The sequence below is a fragment of the Rhizobium sp. CBN3 genome, assembly GCF_030518245.1.
Taxonomy (GTDB): Bacteria; Pseudomonadota; Alphaproteobacteria; order Rhizobiales; family Rhizobiaceae; genus Rhizobium; species Rhizobium aethiopicum_A.
This window is the reverse complement of record NZ_JAULSE010000014.1, coordinates 93,885-119,991: the sequence shown is the minus strand read 5'-3', so window position 1 is coordinate 119,991 and position 26,107 is coordinate 93,885. Positions and strand designations below refer to the sequence as shown.

The following is a 26,107-nucleotide window of genomic DNA, read 5'->3' as shown; positions in this document are numbered from 1 at the left end:
ACTGCTGAAAAGCAACCGTTTCCGCCAAGTTTATTTTCAAGCCTTACAGCTTGGAAAGAATGGCTTCGACCTCGGAAGTCACCTGATCGATTTCAGCCATGCCGTCGACAGACCTGAGCTTGCCCTTGGCATGGTAGTAACCGATCAGCGGTGAGGTCTCTTTGTAGTAGACCTGCAGCCGGGCCGTCATGGTCTCCGGATTGTCGTCGGGACGGCGCTTGAAGTGGGTAGAGCCGCACTTGTCGCACACGCCTTCATTGGCCGGGACCTTGTCCGTGTCGTGATAGACGCTACCGCACTGCGCACAGGAGTAGCGACCGGCAACGCGCCGGACGAGCTCAGCGTCGTCGACGCGGAATTCGATGACGATAGAGAGATCGAGACCCTTTGCTCTCAGCATCGCTTCCGTAGCGTCCGCCTGAACAAGGGTCCTGGGGAAGCCATCGAGAATGAAACCGTTGGCGCAATCGGGCTGATCGATTCGCTCCGAGACGATGGCGATGACGATCTCATCCGAGACCAGCTTGCCGGCGTCCATGACCGCCTTGGCGCGTTTGCCGACCTCCGTGCCGGCGTTGACCGCCGCCCGCAGCATATCTCCCGTGGAAAGCTGCGGAATGCCGTGCTTTTCCACGATCCGCTGGGCCTGGGTTCCCTTGCCCGCGCCCGGCGGCCCCAAAAGGATAAGTCTCATCGCCCCCTCTTTCCTCCTCGCAACTTCGATTTCTTGATCAGGCCTTCGTATTGCTGCGCGATCAGGTGACCCTGGATCTGTGCAACCGTATCAAGAGTTACGCTAACCACGATCAAAAGCGAAGTCCCACCAAGGGATAACGGAATGCCGGTTTGCGACACCAAAATCTCCGGGAGGATGCAGACGAAGACGAGATAGATGGCGCCGATCACCGTGATTCGGGTCAGCACGTAGTCAATATATTCGGCGGTGCGCTCACCGGGACGAATGCCGGGAATAAAGCCGCCATGCTTCTTCAGATTGTCGGCCGTGTCCTTCGGATTGAAGACGATGGCCGTATAGAAGAAGGCGAAGAAGGCGATCAGCGCCGCGTAGAGCACCATGTAGAGCGGCTGGCCATGGCCGAGGGCGGCAACGATCGACGTCGCCCAGGCAGGCATCGCCGTGGTGTTGGCAAAGCCCGCGACTGTCGCTGGCAGAAGCAGCAGCGAAGAGGCAAAAATCGCCGGGATCACGCCCGACGTGTTGAGCTTCAGCGGCAGATGCGACGTATCGCCCTGGAACATACGGTTGCCGACCTGGCGCTTCGGATACTGGATCAGCAGCCGGCGCTGGGCGCGCTCTACGAAGACGATGACACCGATGACGGCGATCGCGACAATGATGACGAGCAGGATGAGACCGGTCGAGAGCGCGCCGGTGCGGCCGAGTTCGAGCGTGCCGGCAAGCGCGCTCGGAAGGCCGGCTGCGATACCGGCGAAGATGATCAGCGAAATGCCGTTGCCGATACCGCGCGAGGTGATCTGCTCGCCGAGCCACATCAGGAACATCGTGCCGCCGAGCAGCGTCAGAACGGTGGAAATCCGGAAGAACCAGCCCGGATCGACGACAAGGCCCTGGCCGCTCTCAAGGCCGGCGGCAATGCCATAAGCCTGAAGCGCACCCAGAATGACGGTGCCGTAGCGGGTGTACTGGTTGATGATCTTGCGACCCTGCTCGCCTTCCTTCTTCAGGTTTTCAAGCGTCGGCACGACCGAAGTCATCAGCTGCACGATGATCGAAGCGGAGATATAGGGCATGATACCGAGCGCAAAGATCGCCATGCGCTGAACGGCGCCGCCCGAGAACATGTTGAAAAGGCCGAGAATACCGCCTGCCTGGCCGCGGAACGCCTGGGCATAAGCTTCGGGATTGAGGCCCGGGAGCGGGATATGGGTGCCGAGCCTATACACGAGGAGAGCTGCCAGTGTGAACCACAGACGCTTCTTCAAATCCTCGGCTTTGGCAAAGGTCGAAAAATTGAGGTTGGATGCCAATTGTTCCGCTGCAGAAGCCATGCGATTCTCCGCCCTACCAATTCCGGCGTCCCTGGGGAAATACCGGCCCCGGAATCAGTATGAAAATAATTCAAAACCGGGCTTTGGACGGATTGCAGCGCAACCCCATGCCTCACCCTTGTTTTCCAGTCTTACCGGCATGACGCGGGCGCGCCAGCCAAGTTTTTGTGAGGCCCACATATGGGAGCAAAATCGCCCGGTGTGAAGCACCCCGGGCGATATATCATCAGATATTATTCTGCTGCAGCCGGAGCCGAAAGCAGCGTCACTGTGCCGCCGGCCTTTTCGATCTTCTCGACGGCGGGCTTGGAAGCGCCTGCGACGACGATGGTGATCTTGGCCTTGAGCTCGCCGTCGGCGAGAACGCGAACGCCATCCTTGGCGCGGCGGATAACGCCGGCAGCCTTCAGGGCAGCTGCGTCAACAGTCGCCTTGGCATCGAGCTTGCCGGCGTCGATCGCAGCCTGAATGCGGCCGAGCGACACGACAACAAAATCGGAAGCGAAAATGTTGTTGAAGCCGCGCTTCGGCAGGCGACGATAGATCGGCATCTGGCCGCCTTCGAAGCCGTTGATGGCGACGCCGGAACGGGACTTCTGACCCTTGACACCGCGACCAGCCGTCTTGCCGGAGCCCGAACCGATACCGCGGCCGAGGCGCTTGCGGCTGTGGGTCGAGCCTTCGTTGTCCTTGATTTCATTGAGTTTCATGAGCGTTTCCTCCGTCTCACTTCTCGTCGACGATGCGAACGAGATGCTGGACAGCACGGATCATGCCGCGAACGGAAGGAGTATCCTCCAGCGTGCGGCGACGGTGCATCTTGTTCAGTCCGAGACCGATCAGCGTGCGCTGCTGGACGTCCGGACGGCGAATCGGGCTGCCGATCTGTTCGATCGTCACAGTCTTCGCTTCAGCCTTCTTGGTAGCCTTGGCCATTGGTCAGCTCCTCTTATTCTTCAGAGGCGTTGCCGGAGGCGCTACGACGAGCCTGCAGCGTTGCATACTTGATGCCGCGCTGAGCTGCGATGTCCTTCGGGTGAACCTGGTGCTTCAGAGCGTCGAAGGTGGCGCGAACCATGTTGTAGGGGTTCGACGAACCGGTCGACTTGGCGACGACGTCGTGCATGCCGAGCGTTTCGAATACGGCGCGCATCGGACCGCCGGCGATGATGCCGGTACCGACCTTGGCGGAGCGCAGCAGAACCTTGCCGGCGCCGTGGCGGCCGTGGACGTCGTGATGCAGCGTACGGCCGTCACGCAGCGGTACGAAGATCAGCTCGCGCTTGGCGGCTTCGGTTGCCTTGCGGATGGCTTCCGGCACTTCGCGCGCCTTGCCATGGCCGAAGCCGACGCGGCCCTTCTGGTCGCCGACGACGACGAGTGCTGCGAAACCAAAACGACGGCCGCCCTTGACGACCTTGGCGACGCGGTTGATCGCGACCAGCTTGTCGACGAATTCGCTATCGCGCTCTTCACGGCTCTGGCGGTCTTCCCGCTGCGGCCTTCTTTCCTGTGCCATTGTCCTCTTCCTTTTTCTTTTCCGGGTGCAATCGGCAAATGAATGTGGACCGCATCAGCCTCCCCTTCTTGCCGGGGAGTGCCTGCGGTCCGGCGAAACTCCGGCCGGAGCGACAGCGCCGGCCGGAAACTGATCAGAAGGTCAGACCGCCTTCGCGGGCCGCTTCGGCGAGAGCCTTGATGCGGCCGTGATAGATGAAGGCGCCACGGTCGAATACGACGTCCGTAACACCGGCCTTGGAGGCGCGCTCGGCGACGAGCTTGCCTACGGCGGCGGCGGCGGCGGTATCGGCACCGGTCTTCAGAGAACCGCGCAGATCCTTGTCGAGGGTGGAGGCGGACGCAAGCGTCTTGCCGGCCACATCATCGATGATCTGAGCATAGATGTTCTTCGAGGAGCGATGAACCGACAGGCGCGGACGGCCATTGGCCACCGACTTGAGATGACGGCGCACGCGGTTGGCACGACGTGCAAGTGCTTCTTTCCTGCTAGCCATTTCGCGTGATCCTTACTTCTTCTTGCCTTCTTTGCGGACGATCCGCTCGTCGGCATACTTGACGCCCTTGCCCTTGTACGGCTCGGGACCGCGATATTCGCGGATTTCGGCGGCAACCTGACCGACCTGCTGCTTGTTTATGCCGCTGACGATGATTTCAGTCGGCTTCGGAACAGCGATCGAGATGCCGACCGGCGGTTCATAGACCACGTCGTGGCTGAAACCGAGGGCCAGCTGCAGGTTCTTGCCCTGCATGGCGGCGCGGTAACCGACGCCGTTGATTTCGAGCTTGCGCTCGAAGCCGTCCTTGACGCCCTTGAAGATGCCTTCGATCATCGTGCGGGACATGCCCCACTTCGAACGTGCATCCTTGGTCTGGTTTACGGGCGTCACGACGACCGCGTTGTTTTCGAGCTTGAGGCTGATTTCGTCGTTAGCAACGAAAAACAGCTCGCCCTTCGGGCCCTTTGCAGTGACCTTCTGGCCTTCGACCGTAGCCGTAATCCCAGCAGGCACCTGAACGGGCTTCTTACCGATACGAGACATGTTTCAATCCTGTCTGTTCGCTATGGAGATCCCTGCCCGATCTTAGAAGACCGAGCAAAGAACCTCGCCACCAACGTTCTGTTCGCGAGCCTGGTGATCGGCCATCACACCCTTCGGAGTCGAAAGAATGGTGATGCCGAGGCCGTTCGCGACCTGCGGAATGGACTTGACCGAGACATAAACCCGGCGGCCCGGCTTCGACACACGGCCGATCTCACGGATCACCGATGCGCCTTCATAGTACTTCAGCTCGATGTTGAGCTCCGACTTGCCATTGCCGAAATCGACAACGGAATAGCCACGGATGTAGCCTTCGGACTGCAGGACATCGAGAACACGCGCACGGAGCTTGGACGCAGGCGTCGAAACCGACGACTTGCGGCGGGAAGCGCCGTTGCGGATACGGGTGAGCATATCGCCCAACGGATCAGTCATTGTCATCTAACCTGCTCCTTACCAGCTCGACTTGACGATGCCCGGCACCTTGCCGAGATTGCCGAGTTCACGCAGCGCGATACGCGACATGCGCAGTTTGCGGTAGTATGCGCGCGGACGGCCCGATACTTCGCAACGGTTGCGAATGCGGGTCTTCGATCCATCGCGCGGCAGGGATGCCAGCTTGATCGAGGCCTTGAACCGCTCTTCGATCGGAAGAGCCTGGTTCATGATAATCGCCTTCAACGCAGCCCGCTTTGCGGCCTGGTTGGCGACCGTATTACGGCGGCGCTTGTTCTTTTCAACTGCGCTTGTCTTCGCCATGTCAGGTTCCTTTTCTACGCTCGTCGTTACGGTTATTGACGGAACGGGAAGCTGAACTCCTTCAGGAGAGTCCGTGCTTCGTCGTCGGTCGTCGCCGTCGTGCAAACGATGATGTCCATGCCCCACATCTGATCAACCTTGTCGTAGTTGATTTCAGGGAACACAATGTGCTCCTTGATGCCCATGGCGAAGTTGCCACGGCCGTCAAAGCTCTTCGGGTTCAGGCCGCGGAAGTCGCGAACGCGCGGGAGCGCGATGTTGACCAGGCGATCCAGGAACTCGTACATGCGGGCGCCGCGCAGGGTGACCTTTGCGCCGATCGGCATGTTTTCGCGGACCTTGAAGCCTGCGATAGAGTTGCGTGCGCGGGTGATGACCGGCTTCTGACCGGCGATCGCTGCGAGGTCGGCGGCAGCAACCGTCGGCTTCTTCGAGTCAGCGGTCGCTTCACCGACGCCCATGTTGATCACGATCTTGTCGAGCTTCGGGATCATCATCTCGTTGGCGTAGGAGAACTTCTCCTGCATCGCCTTGCGGATGCGCTCGACATATTCCTTCTTGAGCCGCGGCTCGTATTTTGCCTCAGCCATCGATCACTTCTCCAGAACGCTTGGCCACGCGGACCTTCTTGCCGTCAACGACCTTGAAACCGACGCGGGTCGGCTTGCCGTCCTTGTCGACGATTGCAATGTTGGACAGGTGAACCGGGGCTTCCTTGTTGATGATGCCGGCTTCCTGGGTCTGCGTCTGGCGCTGGTGGCGCTTTACGACGTTGACGCCACGGACGACGGCACGATCTTCCTTCGGCATGACCTGAACGACTTCGCCGGTGCGGCCCTTGTCCTTGCCAGCGAGCATGACGACCTTGTCGCCTTTACGAATCTTTTGCATCGCTTCCGCTCCTTACAGTACTTCGGGAGCCAGCGAGATGATCTTCATGTGGTTCTTGGCGCGAAGTTCGCGCGGAACCGGTCCGAAGATACGGGTGCCGATCGGCTCTTTCTTGTTGTCGATGAGGACTGCTGCGTTGGTGTCGAAGCGGATGACCGAGCCATCCGGACGACGGATGTCCTTGGCGGTGCGAACGACAACCGCCTTCATCACGTCACCCTTCTTCACGCGGCCGCGCGGGATCGCTTCCTTGATCGAAACGACGATGACGTCGCCGATCGAGGCATACTTGCGCTTCGAGCCGCCCAGCACCTTGATGCACATGACACGACGTGCGCCGGAATTATCCGCGACGTCGAGGTTTGTTTGCATCTGAATCATATCAGGTCGCCTTCTTGGTTTACCGGAATGGTTGGGCCTAAGCCCCCTACCCCGGCTTATGAAAATGTTCGCCGGCCAGCCTGCCGTAACGGCAGGCAAAAACACGGCATAGCTGAATAGCGCGGGGTCGATCGTGCCAGGGTGGTTTCCCGAACGGGACCTTCCGTGCGCTCAAAGCAAAAGAACGCCCGGCATTCGAGCGTTCTGACGCTGCTTCATACAGATATTTCGGCGAGACGCAAGGCCTCGCACAAAATTCTGTTACTTGCCCTGGGCGGTAATCACCGTCCAGCGCTTGTCCTTGGAGATCGGCGCGCATTCCTCGATGGATACGGTATCGCCGATCTTGTACTGGTTGTTTTCGTCGTGGGCCTTGTACTTCTTGGAACGACGAACGGTCTTCTGGAGCAGCGGGTGAGCGAATCGACGCTCAACACGAACCACTACCGTCTTCTCGTTCTTGTCGCCAACGACGACGCCCTGCAGGATGCGCTTCGGCATGTTTTTCTTCCTTTAGGCCTTAACTTCTGCCGCCTTCTGGCGGGCAATGGTTTTGACGCGGGCGATGTCCTTGCGGACTTCGTTGATGCGCGAGGACTTTTCGAGCTGGCCGGTCGCCTTCTGGAAGCGCAGGTTGAACTGCTCCTTCTTCAGCTTGGCAAGCTCGTCCTTGAGTTGGTCGGCGCTGAGCGCGCGAACGTCTGAGGCTTTCATGAGCTCAATCCCTTACTCTGCAATGCGCTGTACGAAGCGCGTCTTGACCGAGAGCTTGGCAGAGCCGAGGCGAAGCGCCTCGCGGGCGATCTCTTCGCTGACGCCGTCGATCTCGAACATCATACGACCGGGCTTGACCTTGCATGCCCAGTACTCAACGGAGCCCTTACCTTTACCCATGCGGACTTCGGTCGGCTTTGCGGTTACCGGAACGTCCGGGAACACGCGGATCCATACACGGCCGGCGCGCTTCATGTAACGCGTGATCGCGCGGCGGGCCGCTTCGATCTCGCGTGCGTTGACGCGGTTGGGCTCCTGAGCCTTCAGGCCGAATTCGCCGAATGCCAGGTCAGAACCGCCCTTGGCGACGCCCTTGATGCGGCCCTTGAACTGCTTGCGGTACTTAGTACGCTTTGGCTGCAACATTTTCTTACTTCTCCGAGCTTATCTTTCGCCAGCGCTAATTACGCGTTGTCGCGTTCGCGGCGACGATCGCCACGGTCGCGTTCGCGGCTTGCCGGACCCTGTGCGTCGCCTTCCAGCGCGCGACGTTCGGAAGCCATCGGATCGTGTTCAAGGATTTCGCCCTTGAAGATCCAGACCTTGATGCCGCAGATACCGAATGCGGTTTCGGCTTCTGCCGTGCCGTAATCGATGTCGGCGCGCAGCGTGTGCAGCGGCACGCGACCTTCACGGTACCATTCAGTACGGGCGATTTCAGCACCGCCGAGACGGCCGGCGCAGGTGATCTTGATGCCTTCGGCGCCAAGACGCATTGCCGACTGAACGGCGCGCTTCATGGCGCGGCGGAAAGCCACGCGGCGCTCGAGCTGCTGGGCGATCGACTGAGCGACCAGCGTCGCGTCGACTTCGGGCTTGCGCACTTCGACGATGTTGAGGTGCGTTTCCGAATTCGTCATATCAGACAGCTTCTTGCGGAGCTTGTCGATGTCGGCGCCCTTACGGCCGATGATCAGGCCCGGACGGGCCGAGTGGATCGTGACGCGGCACTTCTTGTGCGGACGCTCGATGACCACCTTCGAGATGCCTGCCTGCTTCAGTTCGCTCATGACGAACTTGCGCATCTTCAGGTCTTCGTGCAGCAGCTGGCCGTACTCGGCATTGTCCGCAAACCAGCGGCTATCCCAGGTACGGTTGATGCCGAGACGGAAACCGATCGGATTGATTTTCTGACCCATTATGCGGCCTCCTCTGCTGCCTGCACTTCACGAACGACGATCGTCAGGTGCGCGAAGGGCTTTTCGATGCGCGACGCACGACCGCGGCCACGAGCGTGGAAACGCTTCATGACGATCGACTTGCCCACATAGGCCTCGGCGACGACAAGTGCGTCGACGTCGAGATCGTGGTTGTTCTCGGCGTTGGCGATCGCGGATTCGAGCGTCTTCCTGACGGCGCCCGCGATGCGCTTGCGGGAGAACTCCAGCTCAGCGAGTGCACGCTCGACCTTCTTGCCGCGGATGGCCGCGGCAACCAGGTTGAGCTTCTGGGGGCTGACGCGGAGCGTGCGGGCGACTGCTTGCGCCTCGTTGTCCTTCAGCCGGCGTTCGGCTTTTGCCTTGCCCATTGTTACTTCCTCTTCGCCTTCTTGTCCGCGCCGTGACCGTAGTAGGTGCGGGTCGGAGAGAATTCACCGAATTTGTGACCGACCATGTCTTCATTGACGCTGACCGGGACATGTTTGCTACCGTTGTAGACGCCGAAGGTAAGACCGACGAACTGCGGCAGGATCGTGGAGCGACGGCTCCAGATCTTGATCACTTCTGCACGTCCGCCTTCACGAACCTTCTCAGCCTTCTTGAGAAGATAGCCGTCAACGAACGGACCTTTCCATACTGAACGAGCCATTGGAGACTTCCTCTCTTACTTCTTGCGCTGATGACGCGAGCGCATGATCATCTTATCGGTCGACTTGTTCGACCGGGTGCGCTTGCCCTTGGTCGGCTTGCCCCACGGTGTCACCGGATGGCGACCACCGGAGGTGCGGCCTTCACCACCGCCGTGCGGATGGTCGACCGGGTTCATGACGACACCGCGGTTATGCGGACGCTTGCCGCGCCAGACGGTACGACCGGCCTTGCCGTCGTTGATGTTGGCGTGGTCCGGGTTGGACACGGCGCCGATCGAAGCGAGGCAGACGCCGCTGACGAGGCGCTGTTCGCCGGAGTTCAGGCGAAGGATCGCCATGCCCTGGTCACGGCCGACGAGCTGTGCATAGGAACCGGCGGAACGAGCGATCTGACCGCCCTTGCCCGGCTTCATTTCCACATTGTGGATGATGGAGCCGACCGGGATGTACTGCAGCGGCATGGTGTTGCCGGGCTTGACGTCGACAGCCTTTTCCGAAGCGATGACCTTGTCGCCGGCAGCGAGACGCTGCGGAGCGATGATGTAGGCCTGCTCGCCATCCGAATAGCTCACCAGCGCGATGAAAGCCGTGCGGTTCGGATCGTATTCGATACGTTCGACCGTGCCTTCGACATCGAACTTGCGACGCTTGAAGTCGACCAGTCGGTAGCTGCGCTTATGACCGCCACCGATGAAGCGAGCCGTGATGCGGCCGAGGTTGTTACGACCGCCGCTCTTGGTCAGACCTTCCGTCAGCGCCTTGACCGGCTTGCCCTTGTAGAGCGAGGAGCGGTCCACGATGACCAGCTGACGCTGGCTCGGGGTCGTCGGATTGAATGTTTTCAATGCCATTTTTTTATTCCTCAGAGACCGGTGGAGACGTCGATCGTCTGGCCTTCAGCCAGCGTCACGACAGCCTTCTTCACGTCCTTCTGCTTGCCGACGAAACCGCGAAACCGCTTGGTTTTGCCCTTGCGCAGCAGAGTGTTGACGGCCGTGACCTTGACGCCGAACAGCGCCTCGACAGCAGCCTTGATTTCCGGCTTTGTCGCCTGCTTGGCGACATTGAAAACAACCTGGTTGTTTTCGGATACCAGCGTGGACTTTTCGGTGATCGCCGGAGAGACGATCACATCGTAGTGGCGAAGATCGGTCACTTGAATCGCTCCTCTAGCGCTTCAACCGCAGCCTTGGAAAGCACGAGCTTGCCGCGGCGCACGATGTCGTAAACGTTGATGCCCTGAATCGGCAGAACATCGATGTTCGGGATGTTCTGCGCTGCGAGCTTGAAGTTGCCGTCGAGCTCTGCGCCGCCGATGAAGAGGGCGTTGGTCAGGCCGAGCGTCTCGAAAACGGACGCGAGAGCCTTGGTCTTGGCTTCAGCTGCGACAAGGTTGTCGATGACGATGACGTCATCAGCCTTGATCTTGGCCGAAAGGGCATGGCGAAGGCCGAGTGCGCGAACCTTCTTCGGAAGGTCGTGCTCGTGGCTGCGAACGACCGGGCCATGGGCCTTGCCGCCGCCGCGGAACTGCGGAGCGCGAGCCGAATGGTGACGAGCGCGGCCCGTACCCTTCTGCTTGTACATCTTGGCACCGGTGCGCGAAACTTCAGCGCGGCCCTTTGCCTTGTGCGTGCCCTGCTGCTTCTTGGCAAGCTGCCAGCGAATAACGCGGGCGAGAATGTCTTCGCGGGGCTCGAGGCCGAAAATCTCGTCCGAAAGGGAGACCTTCCCGGCGTCTTTTCCCTCGAGGGTCTTGACGTTCAATTCCATTGATCTGGCTCCCTTACTTCGCGGCCGACTTGACGGCGTCGCGCACGATGATCCAGGCACCCTTGGAACCGGGAACAGCACCCTTGATCAGGATCAGACCGCGATCTTCGTCGGTCGAAACCACTTCCAGGTTCTGCGTCGTGACGCGCGTCTGGCCCATGTGACCAGCCATCTTCTTGTTTTTGAAAACCTTGCCCGGATCCTGGCGCGAGCCGGTCGAACCGTGCGAGCGGTGCGAAACCGACACACCGTGCGTGGCGCGCAAACCGCCGAAACCGTGGCGCTTCATGGCGCCGGCAAAACCCTTACCGATGGTCGTGCCCGTCACGTCGACGAGCTGACCGGCTGCAAAGTGACCCGCCTTGAGCTCCGTGCCGATCTCGAGCAGGTTGTCTTCCGAAACACGGAACTCCTGCAGCTTGGCCTTCGGCTCGACGTTGGCGACGGCAAAATTGCCACGCATCGCCTTCGACGTGTTCTTTACCTTCGCCTGGCCGGCACCGAGCTGAACTGCGGTATAGCCATTCTTTTCGACAGTGCGCGTGGCAACGACCTGGCAGCCGTCCATACGCAGTACCGTTACCGGGACATGCTCACCGGCGTCGTTGTAGACGCGGGTCATTCCCACCTTTTGTGCAATCACACCTGAACGCATCGGTTCAATCCTTCCAACTCAGCTCGAGCAAGCTCAGAGCTTGATCTCAACATCGACACCGGCGGCGAGATCAAGCTTCATCAGCGCGTCTACCGTCTGCGGGGTCGGGTCTACGATGTCGAGCAGGCGCTTATGCGTGCGCATCTCGAACTGTTCGCGGCTCTTCTTGTCGATGTGCGGGGACCGGTTGACCGTAAACTTCTCGATACGGGTCGGAAGCGGAACGGGGCCCCGGACGCTTGCACCGGTGCGCTTCGCCGTCGACACGATCTCGCGCGTGGAAGCATCGAGAATCCGGTGATCGAACGCCTTCAGGCGAATGCGGATATTTTGGCCGTTCATTCGACGTTATCCTTGTGTTTGTTTTCCGCATGTCTCTCAACAAGACACGGGTTGTTCTTTCTTCCTAAGGCGGACCACCGGTTTCAAAGATCGAGAGGGCGCCGATGCCGGCGTCCCTATCCAGTCTTCAGGGCCTTCTAGCCCACCTTATTTGCTTGTTCAGTCACCGCTTCGTCATCCAAAGCGGCGCGCAAATCGCGCTCGCGCGCCATTTGCTACATTTCTTTGTAATAAGCAAGCGGCTTGCGCCGCCTGTATCATAATATTGTCATCGAATCGGCCACCCCACCGGAGTGGCCGAAGGAATTACTCGACGATCGAAGCGACGATACCGGCGCCGACGGTGCGGCCGCCTTCGCGGATGGCGAAGCGCAGCTTTTCTTCCATCGCGATCGGAACGATCAGCTCGACGTCGACCGTGACGTTGTCGCCCGGCATGACCATTTCCGTGCCTTCCGGAAGCGTCACGATGCCGGTAACGTCCGTCGTGCGGAAGTAGAACTGCGGACGGTAGTTGGTGAAGAACGGCGTATGACGGCCGCCCTCTTCCTTCGTCAGGATGTAGGCTTCTGCCTTGAACTTCTTGTGCGGCTTGACCGAGCCCGGCTTGCACAGGATCTGACCACGCTCGACGCCGTCACGGTTCACACCGCGGATCAGCGCGCCGATGTTGTCGCCAGCCTGGCCCTGGTCGAGCAGCTTGCGGAACATTTCAACGCCGGTCACCGTCGTCTTCGAGGTCGGACGGATGCCGACGATCTCGACTTCTTCACCAACCTTGACGATGCCACGCTCGACACGGCCGGTCACGACCGTACCACGGCCCGAGATCGAGAACACGTCTTCGATCGGCATCAGGAACGGCTGGTCAACCGGACGCTCAGGCGTCGGGATGTAGGCGTCGACCGCTGCCATCAGTTCGCGGATGGCGTCTTCGCCGATCTTCTTGTCGGAATCTTCAAGAGCGGCAAGCGCCGAACCCTTGACGACCGGAATGTCGTCGCCCGGGAAGTCGTAGGACGACAGAAGTTCGCGAACTTCGAGCTCAACCAGCTCGAGAAGCTCGGCGTCGTCAACCTGGTCGACCTTGTTCAGGAACACAACGATCGCCGGAACGCCGACCTGGCGGGCGAGCAGGATGTGTTCGCGCGTCTGCGGCATCGGGCCGTCAGCAGCCGAGCAAACCAGGATCGCGCCGTCCATCTGCGCCGCACCGGTGATCATGTTCTTGACGTAGTCGGCGTGGCCGGGGCAGTCGACGTGCGCATAGTGGCGGTTCGGCGTCTCATACTCAACGTGCGCCGTCGAGATCGTGATGCCGCGCGCCTTCTCTTCCGGAGCCGCGTCGATCTGGTCGTACGCCTTGAACTCACCGAAGTACTTCGTGATCGCTGCCGTCAGAGACGTCTTGCCGTGGTCAACGTGGCCGATCGTGCCAATGTTGACGTGCGGCTTGTTGCGCTCAAACTTACTCTTTGCCATTTTCGGCTCTCCGTTTTGCTAGTCCCCGAGGGGAGCTAATTCTTGTTATCGGTCAATTGGTATTCCGGTCACTTCTGACCGGAATACTTTGCCTGGATTTCGGTTGCGACGTTCGACGGGACCGGCGCGTAGTGGTCGAAGGTCATCGTGTACTGAGCGCGGCCCTGCGACATGGAACGCAGGTTGTCGACGTACTTAAACATGTTGGCCAGCGGAACGTTGGCGCTGATGACAACCGCGATGCCACGGCTTTCCTGACCCTGGATCTGGCCACGGCGGGAGTTGAGGTCGCCGATAACGTCGCCGACGTAATCTTCCGGGGTGACGACTTCGACCTTCATCATCGGCTCGAGGAGCTGAGCGCCGGCCTTCTTCGCTGCTTCACGGAAGCAAGCGCGGGAAGCGATTTCGAACGCCAGGACCGAGGAGTCGACGTCGTGGAAGGCGCCGTCGATGAGCGTCGCCTTGACGCCGAGCATCGGGAAGCCAGCCAGCGGACCGGAGGACAGGACGCTTTCGATGCCCTTCTGAACGCCCGGGATGTATTCCTTCGGAACAGAGCCGCCGACGATCTTGGATTCGAACTTGAAGTCTTCGCCTTCCGGGTTCGGTTCGAAGATGATCTTGACGCGCGCGAACTGGCCGGTACCACCGGTCTGCTTCTTGTGCGTGTAGTCTTCTTCGGTCTGGCGCGTGATGGTTTCGCGGTAAGCAACCTGCGGCGCACCGACGTTTGCTTCGACCTTGAACTCGCGGCGCATGCGGTCAACGATGATGTCGAGATGCAGTTCGCCCATGCCGGCAATGATCGTCTGGCCGGATTCCTGGTCCGTCTTCACGCGGAAGGACGGGTCTTCAGCTGCCAGGCGGTTGAGCGCGAGGCCCATCTTTTCCTGGTCGCCCTTGGACTTCGGCTCGATGGCGATCTGGATGACCGGCTCGGGGAATTCCATGCGCTCGAGGATAACCGGCTTCAGCGGATCGCAGAGCGTATCGCCGGTGGTGGTTTCCTTGAGGCCGGCGAGAGCAACGATGTCGCCTGCAAAGGCTTCTTCGATGTCTTCACGCGAGTTGGAGTGCATCTGCAGCATGCGGCCGACGCGCTCGCGCTTGTCCTTGACCGTGTTCAGAACCGAAGAGCCCTTTTCGAGCTTGCCGGAGTAGATGCGTGCGAAGGTGAGCGAACCGACGAACGGATCGTTCATGATCTTGAACGCCAGCATCGACAGCGGCTCGGCGTCGTCTGCATGACGCTCGATGTCGGCTTCGGTCTTGAAGTCGATGCCCTTGATCGCCGGAATGTCGAGCGGCGACGGCAGGTAATCGACGACGGCGTCGAGCAGCGGCTGCACACCCTTGTTCTTGAAGGCAGTGCCGCAGAACATCGGATGGAACTTGACGTCGATGGTGCCGCGGCGAACGAGTTCGCGGATCTTATCGTTGTCGGGCATGTTGCCTTCGAGGTAGGCTTCCATCGCAGCTTCGTCGATCTCGACAACGGTCTCGATCAGCTTTTCGCGATATTCTTCAGCCTTGGCCTTCAGATCTTCCGGGATCTCGACGACGTCCCACTGGGCGCCGAGCGATTCGTCACGCCAGATCAGGGCGTTCATTTCGACGAGGTCGATAACGCCCTTGAATTCGGTTTCCGCACCGATCGGCAGCTGCATGACGACAGCCGTTGCGCCGAGACGGGTCTTGATCATCTCGACCGAGCGATAGAAGTCCGCACCCGTCTTGTCCATCTTGTTGCAGAAGATCATCCGCGGAACATTGTACTTCTCGGCCTGACGCCAGACGGTTTCCGTCTGCGGCTCCACGCCGGCGTTGGCGTCGAGCAGCGCGATGGCGCCGTCGAGAACGCGCAGCGAACGCTCGACTTCGATGGTGAAGTCGACGTGGCCGGGAGTGTCGATGATGTTGAAGCGGCGCATCTTGCCGTCACGGCCCTTCCAGAAGGTCGTGGTGGCAGCGGACGTGATCGTGATGCCACGCTCCTGCTCCTGCTCCATCCAGTCCATGGTGGCTGCGCCGTCGTGGACTTCGCCGATCTTGTGCGACTTGCCGGTGTAATAAAGGATACGCTCGGTGGTCGTGGTCTTGCCGGCGTCGATATGCGCCATGATACCGAAATTGCGGTAGTCTTCGATCTTATATTCGCGAGCCATTGTGGACTGCCTTTCGATACCGTTCGGAATTACCAGCGATAGTGCGAGAACGCGCGGTTGGCGTCAGCCATCTTGTGCGTGTCTTCGCGCTTCTTGACGGCGGAGCCGCGGTTGTTGGACGCATCGAGCAGTTCGCCGGACAGACGGTCGATCATGGTGGTTTCGTTGCGCTTGCGGGCAGCGGCAATCAGCCAGCGAATGGCGAGAGCCTGGCGGCGCTCCGGACGGACGTCGACCGGAACCTGATAGGTCGCACCACCGACGCGGCGCGAGCGGACTTCAACGTGCGGGGCAATGTTGTCGAGCGCAGAATGGAAAACCGAAAGCGGCTCCTGCTTCGACTTGCCCTGGACGGCGTCGAACGCACCGTAGACGATGTTTTCAGCAACGGACTTCTTACCATCGAGCATGATGGCATTCATGAACTTGGTCACGACGAGGTCACCGAACTTCGGATCCGGATTGATCTCGCGCTTTTCTGCTTTATGACGTCTGGACATACTTTTCGTCTCTTCAACCGTTAAGGCGCTTCATCACGCGGAGGACCTCGCGCAGCGCCGGATTACTCAAAATCCGAATTACTTCGGACGCTTCGCACCGTACTTGGAGCGACGCTGCTTGCGGTTCTTGACACCCTGGGTATCGAGAACGCCGCGGATGATGTGATAACGGACACCCGGAAGGTCCTTGACGCGGCCGCCGCGGATCATGACGACGGAGTGTTCCTGAAGGTTGTGACCTTCGCCGGGGATGTAACCAATGACTTCGAAGCCGTTGGTCAGGCGGATCTTTGCGACCTTACGCAGAGCCGAGTTCGGCTTCTTCGGCGTGGTCGTGTAGACGCGCGTGCAAACGCCGCGCTTCTGCGGGTTCTCCTGGAGAGCGGGAACCTTATTACGCTTTACGTTCGCCTGGCGAGGCTTGCGGATCAGCTGGTTTACGGTAGGCATTCAACCATCCCTTACGTTTATCTCAGTACCCTTGCGGGCTTGAACTCACGCCGTCTCCGGCAATGACGCATGCTTTCCGTCAATGCGCAAAATATGGCCCGATCCGCTTCCGCAGATGGACCACAAGGAGCAGAGGACGCATAAAATACTGCGTCATGCGTGCAGCATCATGACTTCAACGTGCGTTTAGAACCTTGTTTGAGGTGAATTTCAGGGCGCGTCGCCCCGAACAGCCAAGCCTCACATGGGATCTGATGGGCCGGGTACTACTGGTTTCCACCCTTCCCGTCAAGGCCGGTTAAGAAATAAACTTGGCCGCATCACCTTGATATGCGGGCCGAACGCCCTGTTTTCATCCTTCTAGACGCATTCAGGGACGTGCGCCAAGATAAAAACTTGGGCCTTGCAGCAAAAGCAGTTAAGGAATCAGCAATTGCGGCGTTAGGTCCTCTCAGCGGATTCGACAAAGCGAATCTCCAGGAACCGAGGACAGGCGATGATCACGACACCTGATAACGACAATAATTTCGACGGGCCGATGATCTTCATCATCATCGGCAAAGGCTATGAGTCCGAGGCCAGCGAAGGCATCGACCTGCACATCCTGCTGCAGGCGCCCGATGACGACACCGCCGTGCGCGAAGCCCTGAACGCTCTTGCCGAGGAGGGTTTCATCGAGGCCGATCTCGACCAGATCGGCATGCTGACCGAAATTCCGGCGGAAGAGCCGCACGCCTCGGCCTACCAGGGCGCGGTCGATGGCGAGGTCGCGATCATCCGGTTCAACTGACGGGAACGCCTTCCCTCCCCTATCAATCAAAGACTAGCACAAACGAAAACCGCCCGGATCGCTCCGGGCGGTTTTTCAATTCGTGGACCTCAGCTGCGGATTATTCCGCAGCCGGGGCGTTTTCGGCCATGTCCTGCAGCATCGGGGTGGCAACGGCTGCACCAGTGCCTTTGCGGCGCTCTTCGAGGATGAGCTCGTCGCGCGACGTGGCGATGCGGCGGATCTGGGTCATGGTGCCGCCGGTGCCAGCCGGAATGAGGCGGCCGACGATGACGTTTTCCTTCAGACCCTGCAGACCGTCGGTCTTGCCGGCGATTGCAGCTTCCGTCAGCACCTTGGTCGTTTCCTGGAAGGACGCGGCCGAGATGAAGGACGGGGTCTGCAGCGACGCCTTGGTGATGCCGAGAAGAACCGGCTCGCCGCTGGCGGGCTTCTTGCCCTGTTCGATCAGGTGGTCGTTGACGTCCTCCAGCTCGATCCGGTCGACGTTGTCGCCGACGATGTAGGTCGAGTCGCCGGCATCGGTGATCTCCACCTTCTGCAGCATCTGACGGACGATCACCTCGATGTGCTTGTCGTTGATGACGACGCCCTGCAGGCGGTAGACTTCCTGGATTTCGTTGACGAGATAGGAAGCAAGAGCCTCCACGCCCTTGATCGCCAGGATGTCGTGCGGAGCCGGGTTACCGTCGAGGATATAGTCACCCTTTTCGATATAGTCGCCGTCCTGAAGGTGGAAGGGCTTGCCCTTCGGGATCAGGTATTCGACAGGCTCGACACCGTCTTCCGCCGGCTCGATGATGACGCGACGCTTGTTCTTGTAGTCGCGGCCGAGGCGGATCGTACCATCGATCTCTGCGATGATGGCGTGATCCTTCGGACGGCGAGCTTCGAACAGTTCGGCAACACGCGGCAGACCGCCGGTGATGTCCTTGGTCTTGGCGCTTTCGAGCGGCGAACGGGCGAGAACGTCACCCTGGGAGACCTTCGTGCCCGGCTCGACCGACAGGATGGCGTCGACGGAGAGCAGGAAGCGGGCGTCACCACCACGCGACAGCTTCGCGACATTGCCGCTGGCGTCCTTGATGACGATCGCCGGCTTGAGATCCGAGCCGCGCGGGGTCGAACGCCAGTCGATGACCTGACGCTTGGTGATGCCGGTGGATTCGTCGGTCGCTTCCAGAACCGAGAGACCATCGACGAGGTCTTCGAACTGAACGGTACCGGCGACTTCCGTCATCATCGGACGGGTGTAAGGATCCCACTCCGCCAGACGCTGGCCGCGCTTGACCTTGTCACCTTCGTCCACATGCAGCTTAGAACCGTAGGCGACACGCTGCGAAGAGCGCTCGACGCCACGCTCGTCCAGGATCTGGACGGTCATGTTGCGGCCCATAGCAACGAGGCTGCCTTCGGAGTTGCGCAGCACGTTGCGGTTCTTGATCTGCACCGTACCTTCATACGAGGCTTCCAGGAACGACTGGTCGACCACGGTTGCCGTACCGCCAAGGTGGAAGGTACGCATGGTGAGCTGGGTTCCCGGCTCGCCGATCGACTGAGCGGCGATGACACCGACGGCTTCGCCCATGTTGACCGGCGTACCGCGCGCGAGGTCGCGGCCGTAGCAGACCGAGCAGACGCCCGTCTGGATTTCGCAGGTCAGCGCCGAGCGGATGCGGATCGACTGGATACCGGCCTTTTCGATTTCGATGACATCGGGCTCGAGGATCATCTTGCCGGCATCGACGATGCGCTCACCCGTCACCGGATGATCGATGTCGTCGAGCGCCGTGCGGCCGAGAATACGGGCGCCGAGCGAGGCGACGACCTGGCCGGCATCGACGATGGCGGTCATGGTCAGGCCGGTTTCGGTGCCGCAATCGACGTGCGTGACGATGCAATCCTGCGCGACGTCGACGAGACGGCGGGTCAGGTAACCGGAGTTTGCAGTCTTCAAGGCGGTGTCTGCCAGTCCCTTACGGGCGCCGTGCGTCGAGTTGAAGTACTCGTTGACGGTCAGGCCTTCCTTGAAGTTCGAGATGATCGGCGTCTCGATGATTTCGCCCGACGGCTTGGCCATCAGGCCGCGCATGCCGCCCAGCTGGCGCATCTGGTTCGGAGAACCGCGGGCGCCGGAGTGGCTCATCATGTAGATCGAGTTCATCGGCTTCTGACGGCCGGTGTTCTCGTCGAATTCGACCGCCTTGATGCGCGCCATCATCTCTTCGGCGACCTTTTCGGTCGCCTTGCCCCAGGCGTCGACAACCTTGTTGTACTTTTCGCCCTGGGTGATGAGGCCGTCATTGTACTGCTGCTCGTATTCCTTCACCAGATTTTCGGTGTCGTTGACGATCTTGGCCTTCGTGTCCGGAATGACCATGTCGTCCTTGCCGAACGAAATGCCGGCACGGCAGGCATGGGCGAAGCCGAGCTGCATGATGCGGTCGCAGAAGATGACCGTGTCCTTCTGGCCGCAATGGCGGTAGACCGTGTCGATCATCTTGGAGATGTTCTTCTTGGTCATTTCCTGGTTGCAGATGTCGAAGGGCACCTTGCCGTTCTTCGGCAGCAGTTCGCCGATGAGCAGACGGCCGGGCGTCGTCTCATAGATCTTCGAGTAGGGCTTGCCATCCTCGCCGATCGACTTGAAGCGGCCGCGGATCTTGGTGTGCAGCGTCACGACCTTGTTTTCCAGCGCGTGATGCAGCTCGCCGAGATCGGAGAAGGCCATACCTTCGCCCGGCTCGTTCTGGTTCAGAATCGACAGATAGTACAGGCCGAGAACCATGTCCTGCGAGGGAACGATGATCGGCGCCCCGTTTGCCGGGTGCAGGATGTTGTTGGTCGACATCATCAGCACGCGGGCTTCGAGCTGGGCTTCGAGCGACAGCGGCACGTGAACAGCCATCTGGTCGCCGTCGAAGTCGGCGTTGAAGGCCGTGCAGACGAGCGGGTGCAGCTGGATGGCCTTGCCTTCGACCAGGGTGGGTTCGAAGGCCTGGATGCCCAGGCGGTGCAGCGTCGGTGCGCGGTTCAGGAGAACCGGATGTTCGCGGATGACCTCGTCGAGGATATCCCAGACCTCCGGCTTTTCCTTCTCGACCAGCTTCTTGGCCTGCTTGACGGTCGAGGAGTAACCCTTGGCGTCGAGGCGGGCATAGATGAACGGCTTGAAGAGTTCGAGCGCCATCTTCTTCGGAAGACCGCACTGATGCAGCTTCAGTTCCGGACCGGTGACGATGACCGAACGGCCGGAATAGTCGACGCGCTTGCCGAGCAGGTTCTGACGGAAGCGTCCCTGCTTGCCCTTCAGCATGTCGGACAGCGACTTTAGCGGACGCTTGTTGGCGCCGGTGATGACGCGGCCGCGGCGGCCGTTATCGAAGAGCGCGTCGACAGATTCCTGCAGCATGCGCTTTTCGTTGCGGATGATGATGCCCGGAGCGCGCAGTTCGATGAGGCGCTTCAGACGGTTGTTGCGGTTGATGACGCGGCGATAGAGATCGTTCAGATCCGACGTCGCGAAACGGCCGCCATCAAGCGGAACGAGCGGGCGCAGATCCGGCGGGATGACCGGAACGACCTTCATGATCATCCATTCCGGGCGGTTGCCGGACTCCATGAAGTTCTCGACGATCTTCAGGCGCTTCATCAGCTTCTTCTGCTTGAGATCCGACGTGGTGTCGGCAAGCTCGGAGCGCAGATCGCCGGCGATCTTTTCGAGGTTCATCGAGGCCAGCATCTCGTAGATCGCCTCAGCGCCGATCATCGCGGTGAACTGGTCTTCGCCGTATTCGTCGACGGCGAGCATGTACTCTTCTTCGGAGAGGAGCTGGTGCTCCTTGAGAGCGGTCAGGCCCGGCTCGGTGACGATGTAGTTTTCAAAGTAGAGAACGCGCTCGACATCCTTCAGCGTCATGTCGAGCAGTGTCGAGATGCGCGACGGCAGCGACTTCAGGAACCAGATGTGGGCAACGGGAGCAGCGAGCTCGATATGGCCCATGCGCTCACGGCGAACGCGCGACAGCGTGACTTCGACGCCGCACTTTTCGCAGATGATGCCCTTGTACTTCATGCGCTTGTACTTGCCGCACAAGCATTCGTAGTCCTTGATCGGGCCGAAGATGCGCGCGCAGAACAGACCGTCGCGTTCCGGCTTGAACGTACGGTAGTTGATGGTTTCCGGCTTCTTGATCTCACCGTAGGACCAGGAGAGGATCTTCTCCGGAGACGCGATCGAAATCCGAATGGAATCGAAATTCTGTGCAGGCACCTGCGGATTGAAAAGATTCATGACCTCTTGGTTCATGCCTGTCTCCTTCATGGGCTAAAGCGCCCTCAAAATGCGATGGCCGGCGGCAATTCCCGGGAGCCGCCTCCCTCGCTTAAACGAGAATAACCGCAAGATGCGGCGAAACTTCCCTTCCGGGCCGACACGGATGCGGCTCCCGGCGGGACCGGCGTGCGCCGCATTGGCAGCGCACGCCCTATCAATGTTTACTCGGCCGCGTCCGGCAGCTGAGCTGCCTGCGCTTCGTCGAGCTTGGTGTTCTCGAGCTCGACGCTGAGGCCCAGCGAGCGCATTTCCTTGACGAGAACGTTGAAGCTTTCCGGAATACCGGCTTCGAACGTGTCGTCTCCGCGGACAATGGCTTCGTAGACCTTGGTGCGGCCGGCGACGTCGTCCGACTTCACCGTCAGCATTTCCTGCAGCGTATAGGCGGCGCCATAGGCTTCGAGCGCCCAGACTTCCATTTCGCCGAAGCGCTGACCGCCGAACTGCGCCTTGCCGCCCAGCGGCTGCTGGGTCACGAGCGAGTAAGGGCCGATCGAGCGGGCATGGATCTTGTCATCGACCAGGTGGTTGAGCTTCAGCATGTAGATGTAGCCCACGGTCACCTGGCGGTCGAACTGCTCGCCAGTACGGCCGTCATAGAGCGTCGACTGGCCGGTGTCCTTGAGACCCGCCAGACGCAGCATGTCGTTGACGTCACCTTCATTGGCGCCGTCGAAGACCGGCGTTGCGATCGAAACGCCGCGTTTCCACTGGTCGGCGAGACGCAGGACGGACTCGTCGTCGAAGTCCTGGACCTGTTCGGCCTTGGGACCGTCCCCAACGACATCGCCGATGGTCTTGCGCAGCGGCTCGATGTTGCCATTGGCCTTATACGCTTCGATCAATTCGCCGATCTGGCGACCCATGCCGGCGCAAGCCCAACCCAGGTGCGTTTCCAGAATCTGGCCGACGTTCATGCGCGAAGGCACGCCGAGCGGGTTCAGAACGACGTCGACATGCGTGCCGTCTTCAAGGAACGGCATGTCCTCGACAGGCACAATGCGCGAGACCACGCCCTTGTTCCCGTGACGGCCGGCCATCTTGTCGCCCGGCTGGATCTTGCGCTTCACGGCGACGAAGACCTTGACCATCTTCATGACGCCCGGAGGCATTTCATCGCCGCGCTGGACCTTCTCGACCTTGTCCATGAAGCGCTGTTCAAGGCGCGACTTGGATTCGTCGTACTGGCCGCGGAGGGCTTCGAGTTCGCTCTGGACCTTCTCGTCCTCGACGGCGAACATCCACCACTGCGAGCGGGGATATTCGGAGACGACGGCGTTCGAAAGTTCGGTGCCCTTCTTGAAGCCCTTCGGGCCGGCAATCGAGACCTGGCCGCGCAGCATGTCGATCAGACGGCCGTAGACGTTACGGTCGAGGATCGCCTGCTCGTCGTCGCGATCCTTGGCGAGCCGCTCGATCTCTTCGCGCTCGATCGCCATCGCGCGCTCGTCCTTCTCTACGCCATGGCGGTTGAAGACGCGAACTTCAACGATCGTGCCGTAGGTGCCGGGCGGCATGCGCATGGAGGTATCGCGCACGTCGGAGGCTTTTTCGCCGAAGATGGCGCGCAGAAGCTTTTCTTCCGGCGTCATCGGGCTTTCGCCCTTCGGCGTGATCTTGCCGACGAGGATATCGCCCGGCTGAACTTCGGCGCCGATGTAGACGATGCCGGCTTCGTCGAGGTTCTTCAGCGCTTCTTCCGAAACGTTCGGAATATCGCGGGTGATTTCCTCCGGGCCGAGTTTGGTGTCGCGCGCCATCACTTCGAATTCCTCGATGTGGATGGAGGTGAACACGTCGTCGGCAACGATGCGCTCGGAGAGCAGGATCGAGTCTTCGTAGTTATAGCCGTTCCAGGGCATGAACGCGACGAGCGCGTTGCGGCCGAGCGCCAGGTCGCCGAGATCGGTCGACGGGCCGTCGGCGAGAATATCGCCGCGGTTGACGACGTCACCGACGGTGACCAGCGGACGCTGGTTGACGCAGGTGTTCTGGTTCGAACGTTGGAACTTCTGCAGGCGGTAGATATCGACGCCGGACTTGCCGGCTTCGAGGTCTTCCGTGGCGCGGATAACGATACGCGTCGCGTCGACCTGGTCGACGACGCCGCCGCGGCGGGCGCCGATGGCGGCACCGGAGTCACGCGCGACGACCGGCTCCATTCCGGTGCCGACGAACGGAGCTTCGGCACGCAGCAGCGGCACGGCCTGACGCTGCATGTTCGAGCCCATGAGGGCGCGGTTGGCGTCGTCGTTTTCCAGGAACGGGATGAGTGCCGCTGCGACCGAAACGACCTGCTTCGGCGAAACGTCCATCAGGTTCATGCTGTCGCGGGGCGCGAGCATAACTTCACCCGCGTGGCGGCAGACGACGAATTCGTCGACGAAGGAACCGTCAACGTTCAACTCGGCGTTGGCCTGTGCGACGTAATACTTGGCCTCTTCCATGGCGGAGAGGTAGAGCACGTCGTTCGTCACCTTGCCGTCGACGATGCGCCGGTACGGGCTTTCGATGAAGCCGTATTTGTTGACGCGGGCAAAGGTCGCAAGCGAGTTGATCAGACCGATGTTCGGGCCTTCCGGCGTTTCGATCGGGCAGATACGGCCATAGTGGGTCGGATGCACGTCGCGAACTTCGAAGCCGGCACGCTCGCGGGTCAGACCGCCCGGACCAAGGGCCGAAAGACGGCGCTTGTGGGTGATTTCCGAGAGCGGGTTGACCTGGTCCATGAACTGCGAGAGCTGCGAGGAACCGAAGAATTCGCGGACGGCTGCGGCAGCCGGCTTGGCGTTGATCAGGTCCTGCGGCATGACCGTGTCGATTTCGATCGAGGACATGCGTTCCTTGATCGCACGCTCCATGCGGAGCAGGCCGAGACGGTACTGGTTCTCCATCAGCTCGCCGACCGAGCGGACGCGGCGGTTGCCGAGGTTGTCGATGTCGTCGATCTCACCCTTGCCGTCGCGCAACTCGACCAGCATCTTGACCACGGCCAGGATGTCGTCCTTGCGCAGGATGCGAACGGTGTCCTCGACGGAGAGGTCGAGGCGCATGTTCATCTTGACGCGGCCGACGGCGGAGAGGTCGTAACGCTCCGCATCGAAGAACAGCGAGTTGAACATGGCTTCGGCCGATTCCATCGTCGGCGGTTCACCCGGGCGCATGACGCGATAGATGTCGAACAGTGCGTCCTGACGGTTCTCGTTCTTGTCAGCGGAAAGCGTGTTGCGGATATAGGCGCCGACATTGATGTGGTCGATGCCGAGAACCGGGATCTCGTCGAAACCGTTCGACAGGATGATGCCGAGCGTCTTCTCGTCGATTTCGTCGCCGGCCTCGAGATAGATCTCACCCGTCGAGTAGTTGACGATGTCTTCGGCGAGGTAGTTGCCGTAAAGGTCGTCGTCGCCGGCCTTCAGCGCCTTCAGGCCCTTGTCGGAGAGCTGGCGCAGCAGGCGCGGCGTCAGCTTCTTGCCGGCTTCCACGACGACTTCGCCGGTATCGGCGTCGACCATCTCGGTGATCGCCTTGGCGCCCTTCAGGGTTTCCGGCTTGAAGGGAATGCGCCAGCCTTCGCCGTCGCGCTTGTAGAGCGACTTCGTGTAGAAGGTGTCGAGGATTTCCTCGCCGTCCATGCCGAGCGCCATCAGCAGCGACGTGACGGGGATCTTACGGCGGCGGTCGATACGAGCGTAGACGATGTCCTTGGCGTCGAATTCGATATCGAGCCAGGAGCCGCGATAGGGAATGACGCGGGCGGCGAAGAGCAGCTTGCCGGAAGAATGGCTCTTGCCCTTGTCATGGTCGAAGAAGACGCCCGGCGAACGGTGCATCTGCGAGACGATGACGCGCTCGGTGCCATTGACGATGAACGTGCCGTTGTTGGTCATGAGCGGCATGTCGCCCATGTACACGGACTGTTCCTTGATGTCCTTGATCGACTTTGCGCCGGTATCCTCGTCGATATCGAACACGATGAGACGGAGAGTGACCTTCAGCGGCGCGGCATAGGTCAGGTCGCGCTGGCGGCACTCGTCAACGTCGAACTTCGGCGGTTCGAATTCGTAAGACACGAACTCCAGCATCGAGGCGCCGGAGAAGTCGGTGATCGGGAAAACGGACTTGAAGACGGCCTGAAGGCCTTCGTCAGGGCGACCGCCCTTCGGCTCTTCAACCATCAGAAACTGGTCGTAGGACGCCTTCTGAACCTCGATGAGGTTCGGCATTTCTGCGACTTCGGGGATCTTACCAAAAAACTTGCGTACGCGCCTGCGACCATTGAACGAAAGGGTCTGAGCCATCGTCGCTCCTTCAAAAATTGCATCCGGGCCTGCAACGGACGGGAACCGATGGCCAGTCGATCCCGCCGATCAATGAGTAGTTCAACCTCGTCCCACCTCCCGA

At 60.4% G+C, this 26,107-nt stretch carries 30 protein-coding genes; 1 reads left to right on the top strand and 29 read right to left on the bottom strand.

Annotated elements, in window-relative coordinates; all coding sequences use genetic code 11:
- Nucleotides 1-43 precede the first annotated feature (43 nt).
- From QWJ46_RS21165 to rpsL, 27 genes are all read right to left on the bottom strand, one after another.
- The gene (locus QWJ46_RS21165) at nucleotides 44-694 is read right to left on the bottom strand and encodes an adenylate kinase (protein WP_302753609.1); all 651 of its coding nucleotides are present in this window, start codon (nucleotides 692-694) and stop codon (nucleotides 44-46) included.
- Nucleotides 691-2,031, bottom strand: a complete 1,341-nt coding sequence (gene secY / locus QWJ46_RS21160) for a preprotein translocase subunit SecY (RefSeq protein ID WP_085777822.1) — start codon at nucleotides 2,029-2,031, stop codon at nucleotides 691-693. Before secY ends, QWJ46_RS21165 begins: the two co-directional genes overlap by 4 nt.
- A gap of 233 nt (nucleotides 2,032-2,264) precedes the next feature.
- Nucleotides 2,265-2,741, bottom strand: a complete 477-nt coding sequence (rplO, locus tag QWJ46_RS21155; protein WP_064801911.1) for a 50S ribosomal protein L15 — start codon at nucleotides 2,739-2,741, stop codon at nucleotides 2,265-2,267.
- Between the two features lie 16 nt (nucleotides 2,742-2,757).
- A complete protein-coding gene (rpmD, locus tag QWJ46_RS21150) occupies nucleotides 2,758-2,967 on the bottom strand; it encodes a 50S ribosomal protein L30 (protein WP_011424988.1) in 210 nt (69 codons plus the stop codon).
- A 13-nt stretch (nucleotides 2,968-2,980) separates the two neighbouring features.
- Entirely contained in the window at nucleotides 2,981-3,550 is a 570-nt protein-coding gene (rpsE, locus tag QWJ46_RS21145; protein ID WP_003573784.1) for a 30S ribosomal protein S5, read from the bottom strand.
- Nucleotides 3,551-3,683: 133 nt separating this feature from the next.
- Nucleotides 3,684-4,046: a 50S ribosomal protein L18 gene (rplR, locus tag QWJ46_RS21140; RefSeq protein ID WP_302753606.1), complete on the bottom strand. Its 363-nt coding sequence runs from the start codon at nucleotides 4,044-4,046 to the stop codon at nucleotides 3,684-3,686.
- Between the two features lie 12 nt (nucleotides 4,047-4,058).
- Nucleotides 4,059-4,592 carry a 50S ribosomal protein L6 gene (gene rplF / locus QWJ46_RS21135; protein WP_302753604.1) on the bottom strand — a complete coding sequence of 178 codons (534 nt, stop codon included), beginning with the start codon at nucleotides 4,590-4,592 and terminating at the stop codon, nucleotides 4,059-4,061.
- Between the two features lie 42 nt (nucleotides 4,593-4,634).
- On the bottom strand, nucleotides 4,635-5,033 hold the full coding sequence (gene rpsH / locus QWJ46_RS21130; protein ID WP_004674934.1) for a 30S ribosomal protein S8: 399 nt from the start codon (nucleotides 5,031-5,033) through the stop codon (nucleotides 4,635-4,637).
- 12 nt (nucleotides 5,034-5,045) lie between these two features.
- Nucleotides 5,046-5,351: a 30S ribosomal protein S14 gene (rpsN, locus tag QWJ46_RS21125; RefSeq protein ID WP_018115514.1), complete on the bottom strand. Its 306-nt coding sequence runs from the start codon at nucleotides 5,349-5,351 to the stop codon at nucleotides 5,046-5,048.
- A gap of 32 nt (nucleotides 5,352-5,383) precedes the next feature.
- Nucleotides 5,384-5,941, bottom strand: coding sequence for a 50S ribosomal protein L5 (gene rplE / locus QWJ46_RS21120; protein ID WP_011424985.1), 558 nt, complete (start codon nucleotides 5,939-5,941; stop codon nucleotides 5,384-5,386).
- A complete protein-coding gene (rplX, locus tag QWJ46_RS21115; RefSeq protein ID WP_004674929.1) occupies nucleotides 5,934-6,242 on the bottom strand; it encodes a 50S ribosomal protein L24 in 309 nt (102 codons plus the stop codon). Before rplX ends, rplE begins: the two co-directional genes overlap by 8 nt.
- Nucleotides 6,243-6,254: 12 nt before the next feature.
- On the bottom strand, nucleotides 6,255-6,623 hold the full coding sequence (gene rplN, locus QWJ46_RS21110) for a 50S ribosomal protein L14 (protein ID WP_003573790.1): 369 nt from the start codon (nucleotides 6,621-6,623) through the stop codon (nucleotides 6,255-6,257).
- A gap of 261 nt (nucleotides 6,624-6,884) precedes the next feature.
- Nucleotides 6,885-7,124 carry a 30S ribosomal protein S17 gene (rpsQ, locus tag QWJ46_RS21105; RefSeq protein ID WP_302753595.1) on the bottom strand — a complete coding sequence of 80 codons (240 nt, stop codon included), beginning with the start codon at nucleotides 7,122-7,124 and terminating at the stop codon, nucleotides 6,885-6,887.
- 12 nt (nucleotides 7,125-7,136) lie between these two features.
- The gene (rpmC, locus tag QWJ46_RS21100) at nucleotides 7,137-7,337 is read right to left on the bottom strand and encodes a 50S ribosomal protein L29 (protein WP_008521335.1); all 201 of its coding nucleotides are present in this window, start codon (nucleotides 7,335-7,337) and stop codon (nucleotides 7,137-7,139) included.
- 12 nt (nucleotides 7,338-7,349) lie between these two features.
- A complete protein-coding gene (gene rplP, locus QWJ46_RS21095) occupies nucleotides 7,350-7,763 on the bottom strand; it encodes a 50S ribosomal protein L16 (RefSeq protein ID WP_003573792.1) in 414 nt (137 codons plus the stop codon).
- Nucleotides 7,764-7,801: 38 nt separating this feature from the next.
- Nucleotides 7,802-8,536, bottom strand: coding sequence for a 30S ribosomal protein S3 (gene rpsC, locus QWJ46_RS21090; protein ID WP_003573793.1), 735 nt, complete (start codon nucleotides 8,534-8,536; stop codon nucleotides 7,802-7,804).
- The gene (gene rplV / locus QWJ46_RS21085) at nucleotides 8,536-8,925 is read right to left on the bottom strand and encodes a 50S ribosomal protein L22 (protein WP_064801907.1); all 390 of its coding nucleotides are present in this window, start codon (nucleotides 8,923-8,925) and stop codon (nucleotides 8,536-8,538) included. The genes rpsC and rplV overlap by 1 nt, the downstream gene beginning before the upstream one ends.
- Before the next feature lie 2 nt (nucleotides 8,926-8,927).
- The gene (rpsS, locus tag QWJ46_RS21080) at nucleotides 8,928-9,206 is read right to left on the bottom strand and encodes a 30S ribosomal protein S19 (protein WP_007531666.1); all 279 of its coding nucleotides are present in this window, start codon (nucleotides 9,204-9,206) and stop codon (nucleotides 8,928-8,930) included.
- A gap of 15 nt (nucleotides 9,207-9,221) precedes the next feature.
- On the bottom strand, nucleotides 9,222-10,058 hold the full coding sequence (rplB, locus tag QWJ46_RS21075; RefSeq protein ID WP_302753586.1) for a 50S ribosomal protein L2: 837 nt from the start codon (nucleotides 10,056-10,058) through the stop codon (nucleotides 9,222-9,224).
- Between the two features lie 11 nt (nucleotides 10,059-10,069).
- The gene (locus tag QWJ46_RS21070; protein WP_003547550.1) at nucleotides 10,070-10,363 is read right to left on the bottom strand and encodes a 50S ribosomal protein L23; all 294 of its coding nucleotides are present in this window, start codon (nucleotides 10,361-10,363) and stop codon (nucleotides 10,070-10,072) included.
- The gene (rplD, locus tag QWJ46_RS21065; RefSeq protein WP_010028977.1) at nucleotides 10,360-10,980 is read right to left on the bottom strand and encodes a 50S ribosomal protein L4; all 621 of its coding nucleotides are present in this window, start codon (nucleotides 10,978-10,980) and stop codon (nucleotides 10,360-10,362) included. The genes QWJ46_RS21070 and rplD overlap by 4 nt, the downstream gene beginning before the upstream one ends.
- A 13-nt stretch (nucleotides 10,981-10,993) precedes the next feature.
- Complete coding sequence (gene rplC / locus QWJ46_RS21060; RefSeq protein ID WP_008521348.1) at nucleotides 10,994-11,635, bottom strand: 50S ribosomal protein L3; 642 nt, start codon at nucleotides 11,633-11,635, stop codon at nucleotides 10,994-10,996.
- Nucleotides 11,636-11,668: 33 nt separating this feature from the next.
- The gene (gene rpsJ, locus QWJ46_RS21055) at nucleotides 11,669-11,977 is read right to left on the bottom strand and encodes a 30S ribosomal protein S10 (protein WP_003547547.1); all 309 of its coding nucleotides are present in this window, start codon (nucleotides 11,975-11,977) and stop codon (nucleotides 11,669-11,671) included.
- A gap of 306 nt (nucleotides 11,978-12,283) precedes the next feature.
- Nucleotides 12,284-13,459 carry an elongation factor Tu gene (gene tuf, locus QWJ46_RS21050; protein ID WP_184452874.1) on the bottom strand — a complete coding sequence of 392 codons (1,176 nt, stop codon included), beginning with the start codon at nucleotides 13,457-13,459 and terminating at the stop codon, nucleotides 12,284-12,286.
- Between the two features lie 68 nt (nucleotides 13,460-13,527).
- Nucleotides 13,528-15,627: an elongation factor G gene (gene fusA, locus QWJ46_RS21045; protein ID WP_184452876.1), complete on the bottom strand. Its 2,100-nt coding sequence runs from the start codon at nucleotides 15,625-15,627 to the stop codon at nucleotides 13,528-13,530.
- Between the two features lie 29 nt (nucleotides 15,628-15,656).
- A complete protein-coding gene (gene rpsG / locus QWJ46_RS21040; protein ID WP_004669085.1) occupies nucleotides 15,657-16,127 on the bottom strand; it encodes a 30S ribosomal protein S7 in 471 nt (156 codons plus the stop codon).
- A 78-nt stretch (nucleotides 16,128-16,205) separates the two neighbouring features.
- On the bottom strand, nucleotides 16,206-16,577 hold the full coding sequence (gene rpsL, locus QWJ46_RS21035) for a 30S ribosomal protein S12 (RefSeq protein WP_003547537.1): 372 nt from the start codon (nucleotides 16,575-16,577) through the stop codon (nucleotides 16,206-16,208).
- Between the two features lie 496 nt (nucleotides 16,578-17,073).
- Between rpsL and QWJ46_RS21030 the strand changes: the two genes are divergently transcribed.
- Nucleotides 17,074-17,367, top strand: a complete 294-nt coding sequence (locus QWJ46_RS21030) for a hypothetical protein (RefSeq protein ID WP_064801904.1) — start codon at nucleotides 17,074-17,076, stop codon at nucleotides 17,365-17,367.
- Nucleotides 17,368-17,467: 100 nt separating this feature from the next.
- Here QWJ46_RS21030 and rpoC read toward each other — a convergent pair whose 3' ends face one another.
- Together rpoC and rpoB are read right to left on the bottom strand one after the other, a co-directional pair.
- Nucleotides 17,468-21,676: a DNA-directed RNA polymerase subunit beta' gene (gene rpoC, locus QWJ46_RS21025; RefSeq protein ID WP_064801902.1), complete on the bottom strand. Its 4,209-nt coding sequence runs from the start codon at nucleotides 21,674-21,676 to the stop codon at nucleotides 17,468-17,470.
- A 188-nt stretch (nucleotides 21,677-21,864) separates the two neighbouring features.
- Nucleotides 21,865-26,004 carry a DNA-directed RNA polymerase subunit beta gene (gene rpoB, locus QWJ46_RS21020; protein WP_302753526.1) on the bottom strand — a complete coding sequence of 1,380 codons (4,140 nt, stop codon included), beginning with the start codon at nucleotides 26,002-26,004 and terminating at the stop codon, nucleotides 21,865-21,867.
- Nucleotides 26,005-26,107: the final 103 nt, after the last annotated feature.

Excerpts from the sequence above, each read along its gene's own strand:
- QWJ46_RS21165 (WP_302753609.1), bottom strand. The coding sequence starts at position 694 with ATGAGACTTATCCTTTTGGGGCCGCCGGGCGCGGGCAAGGGAACCCAG.
- secY (WP_085777822.1), bottom strand. The coding sequence starts at position 2,031 with ATGGCTTCTGCAGCGGAACAATTGGCATCCAACCTCAATTTTTCGACC.
- rplO (WP_064801911.1), bottom strand. The coding sequence starts at position 2,741 with ATGAAACTCAATGAAATCAAGGACAACGAAGGCTCGACCCACAGCCGC.
- rpmD (WP_011424988.1), bottom strand. The coding sequence starts at position 2,967 with ATGGCCAAGGCTACCAAGAAGGCTGAAGCGAAGACTGTGACGATCGAA.
- rpsE (WP_003573784.1), bottom strand. The coding sequence starts at position 3,550 with ATGGCACAGGAAAGAAGGCCGCAGCGGGAAGACCGCCAGAGCCGTGAA.
- rplR (WP_302753606.1), bottom strand. The coding sequence starts at position 4,046 with ATGGCTAGCAGGAAAGAAGCACTTGCACGTCGTGCCAACCGCGTGCGC.
- rplF (WP_302753604.1), bottom strand. The coding sequence starts at position 4,592 with ATGTCTCGTATCGGTAAGAAGCCCGTTCAGGTGCCTGCTGGGATTACG.
- rpsH (WP_004674934.1), bottom strand. The coding sequence starts at position 5,033 with ATGACAATGACTGATCCGTTGGGCGATATGCTCACCCGTATCCGCAAC.
- rpsN (WP_018115514.1), bottom strand. The coding sequence starts at position 5,351 with ATGGCGAAGACAAGCGCAGTTGAAAAGAACAAGCGCCGCCGTAATACG.
- rplE (WP_011424985.1), bottom strand. The coding sequence starts at position 5,941 with ATGGCTGAGGCAAAATACGAGCCGCGGCTCAAGAAGGAATATGTCGAG.
- rplX (WP_004674929.1), bottom strand. The coding sequence starts at position 6,242 with ATGCAAAAGATTCGTAAAGGCGACAAGGTCGTCATGCTCGCTGGCAAG.
- rplN (WP_003573790.1), bottom strand. The coding sequence starts at position 6,623 with ATGATTCAGATGCAAACAAACCTCGACGTCGCGGATAATTCCGGCGCA.
- rpsQ (WP_302753595.1), bottom strand. The coding sequence starts at position 7,124 with ATGCCGAAGCGCATCCTGCAGGGCGTCGTCGTTGGCGACAAGAACGAG.
- rpmC (WP_008521335.1), bottom strand. The coding sequence starts at position 7,337 with ATGAAAGCCTCAGACGTTCGCGCGCTCAGCGCCGACCAACTCAAGGAC.
- rplP (WP_003573792.1), bottom strand. The coding sequence starts at position 7,763 with ATGTTGCAGCCAAAGCGTACTAAGTACCGCAAGCAGTTCAAGGGCCGC.
- rpsC (WP_003573793.1), bottom strand. The coding sequence starts at position 8,536 with ATGGGTCAGAAAATCAATCCGATCGGTTTCCGTCTCGGCATCAACCGT.
- rplV (WP_064801907.1), bottom strand. The coding sequence starts at position 8,925 with ATGGGCAAGGCAAAAGCCGAACGCCGGCTGAAGGACAACGAGGCGCAA.
- rpsS (WP_007531666.1), bottom strand. The coding sequence starts at position 9,206 with ATGGCTCGTTCAGTATGGAAAGGTCCGTTCGTTGACGGCTATCTTCTC.
- rplB (WP_302753586.1), bottom strand. The coding sequence starts at position 10,058 with ATGGCATTGAAAACATTCAATCCGACGACCCCGAGCCAGCGTCAGCTG.
- rplD (WP_010028977.1), bottom strand. The coding sequence starts at position 10,980 with ATGGAATTGAACGTCAAGACCCTCGAGGGAAAAGACGCCGGGAAGGTC.
- rplC (WP_008521348.1), bottom strand. The coding sequence starts at position 11,635 with ATGCGTTCAGGTGTGATTGCACAAAAGGTGGGAATGACCCGCGTCTAC.
- rpsJ (WP_003547547.1), bottom strand. The coding sequence starts at position 11,977 with ATGAACGGCCAAAATATCCGCATTCGCCTGAAGGCGTTCGATCACCGG.
- tuf (WP_184452874.1), bottom strand. The coding sequence starts at position 13,459 with ATGGCAAAGAGTAAGTTTGAGCGCAACAAGCCGCACGTCAACATTGGC.
- fusA (WP_184452876.1), bottom strand. The coding sequence starts at position 15,627 with ATGGCTCGCGAATATAAGATCGAAGACTACCGCAATTTCGGTATCATG.
- rpsG (WP_004669085.1), bottom strand. The coding sequence starts at position 16,127 with ATGTCCAGACGTCATAAAGCAGAAAAGCGCGAGATCAATCCGGATCCG.
- rpsL (WP_003547537.1), bottom strand. The coding sequence starts at position 16,577 with ATGCCTACCGTAAACCAGCTGATCCGCAAGCCTCGCCAGGCGAACGTA.
- QWJ46_RS21030 (WP_064801904.1), top strand. The coding sequence starts at position 17,074 with ATGATCACGACACCTGATAACGACAATAATTTCGACGGGCCGATGATC.
- rpoC (WP_064801902.1), bottom strand. The coding sequence starts at position 21,676 with ATGAACCAAGAGGTCATGAATCTTTTCAATCCGCAGGTGCCTGCACAG.
- rpoB (WP_302753526.1), bottom strand. The coding sequence starts at position 26,004 with ATGGCTCAGACCCTTTCGTTCAATGGTCGCAGGCGCGTACGCAAGTTT.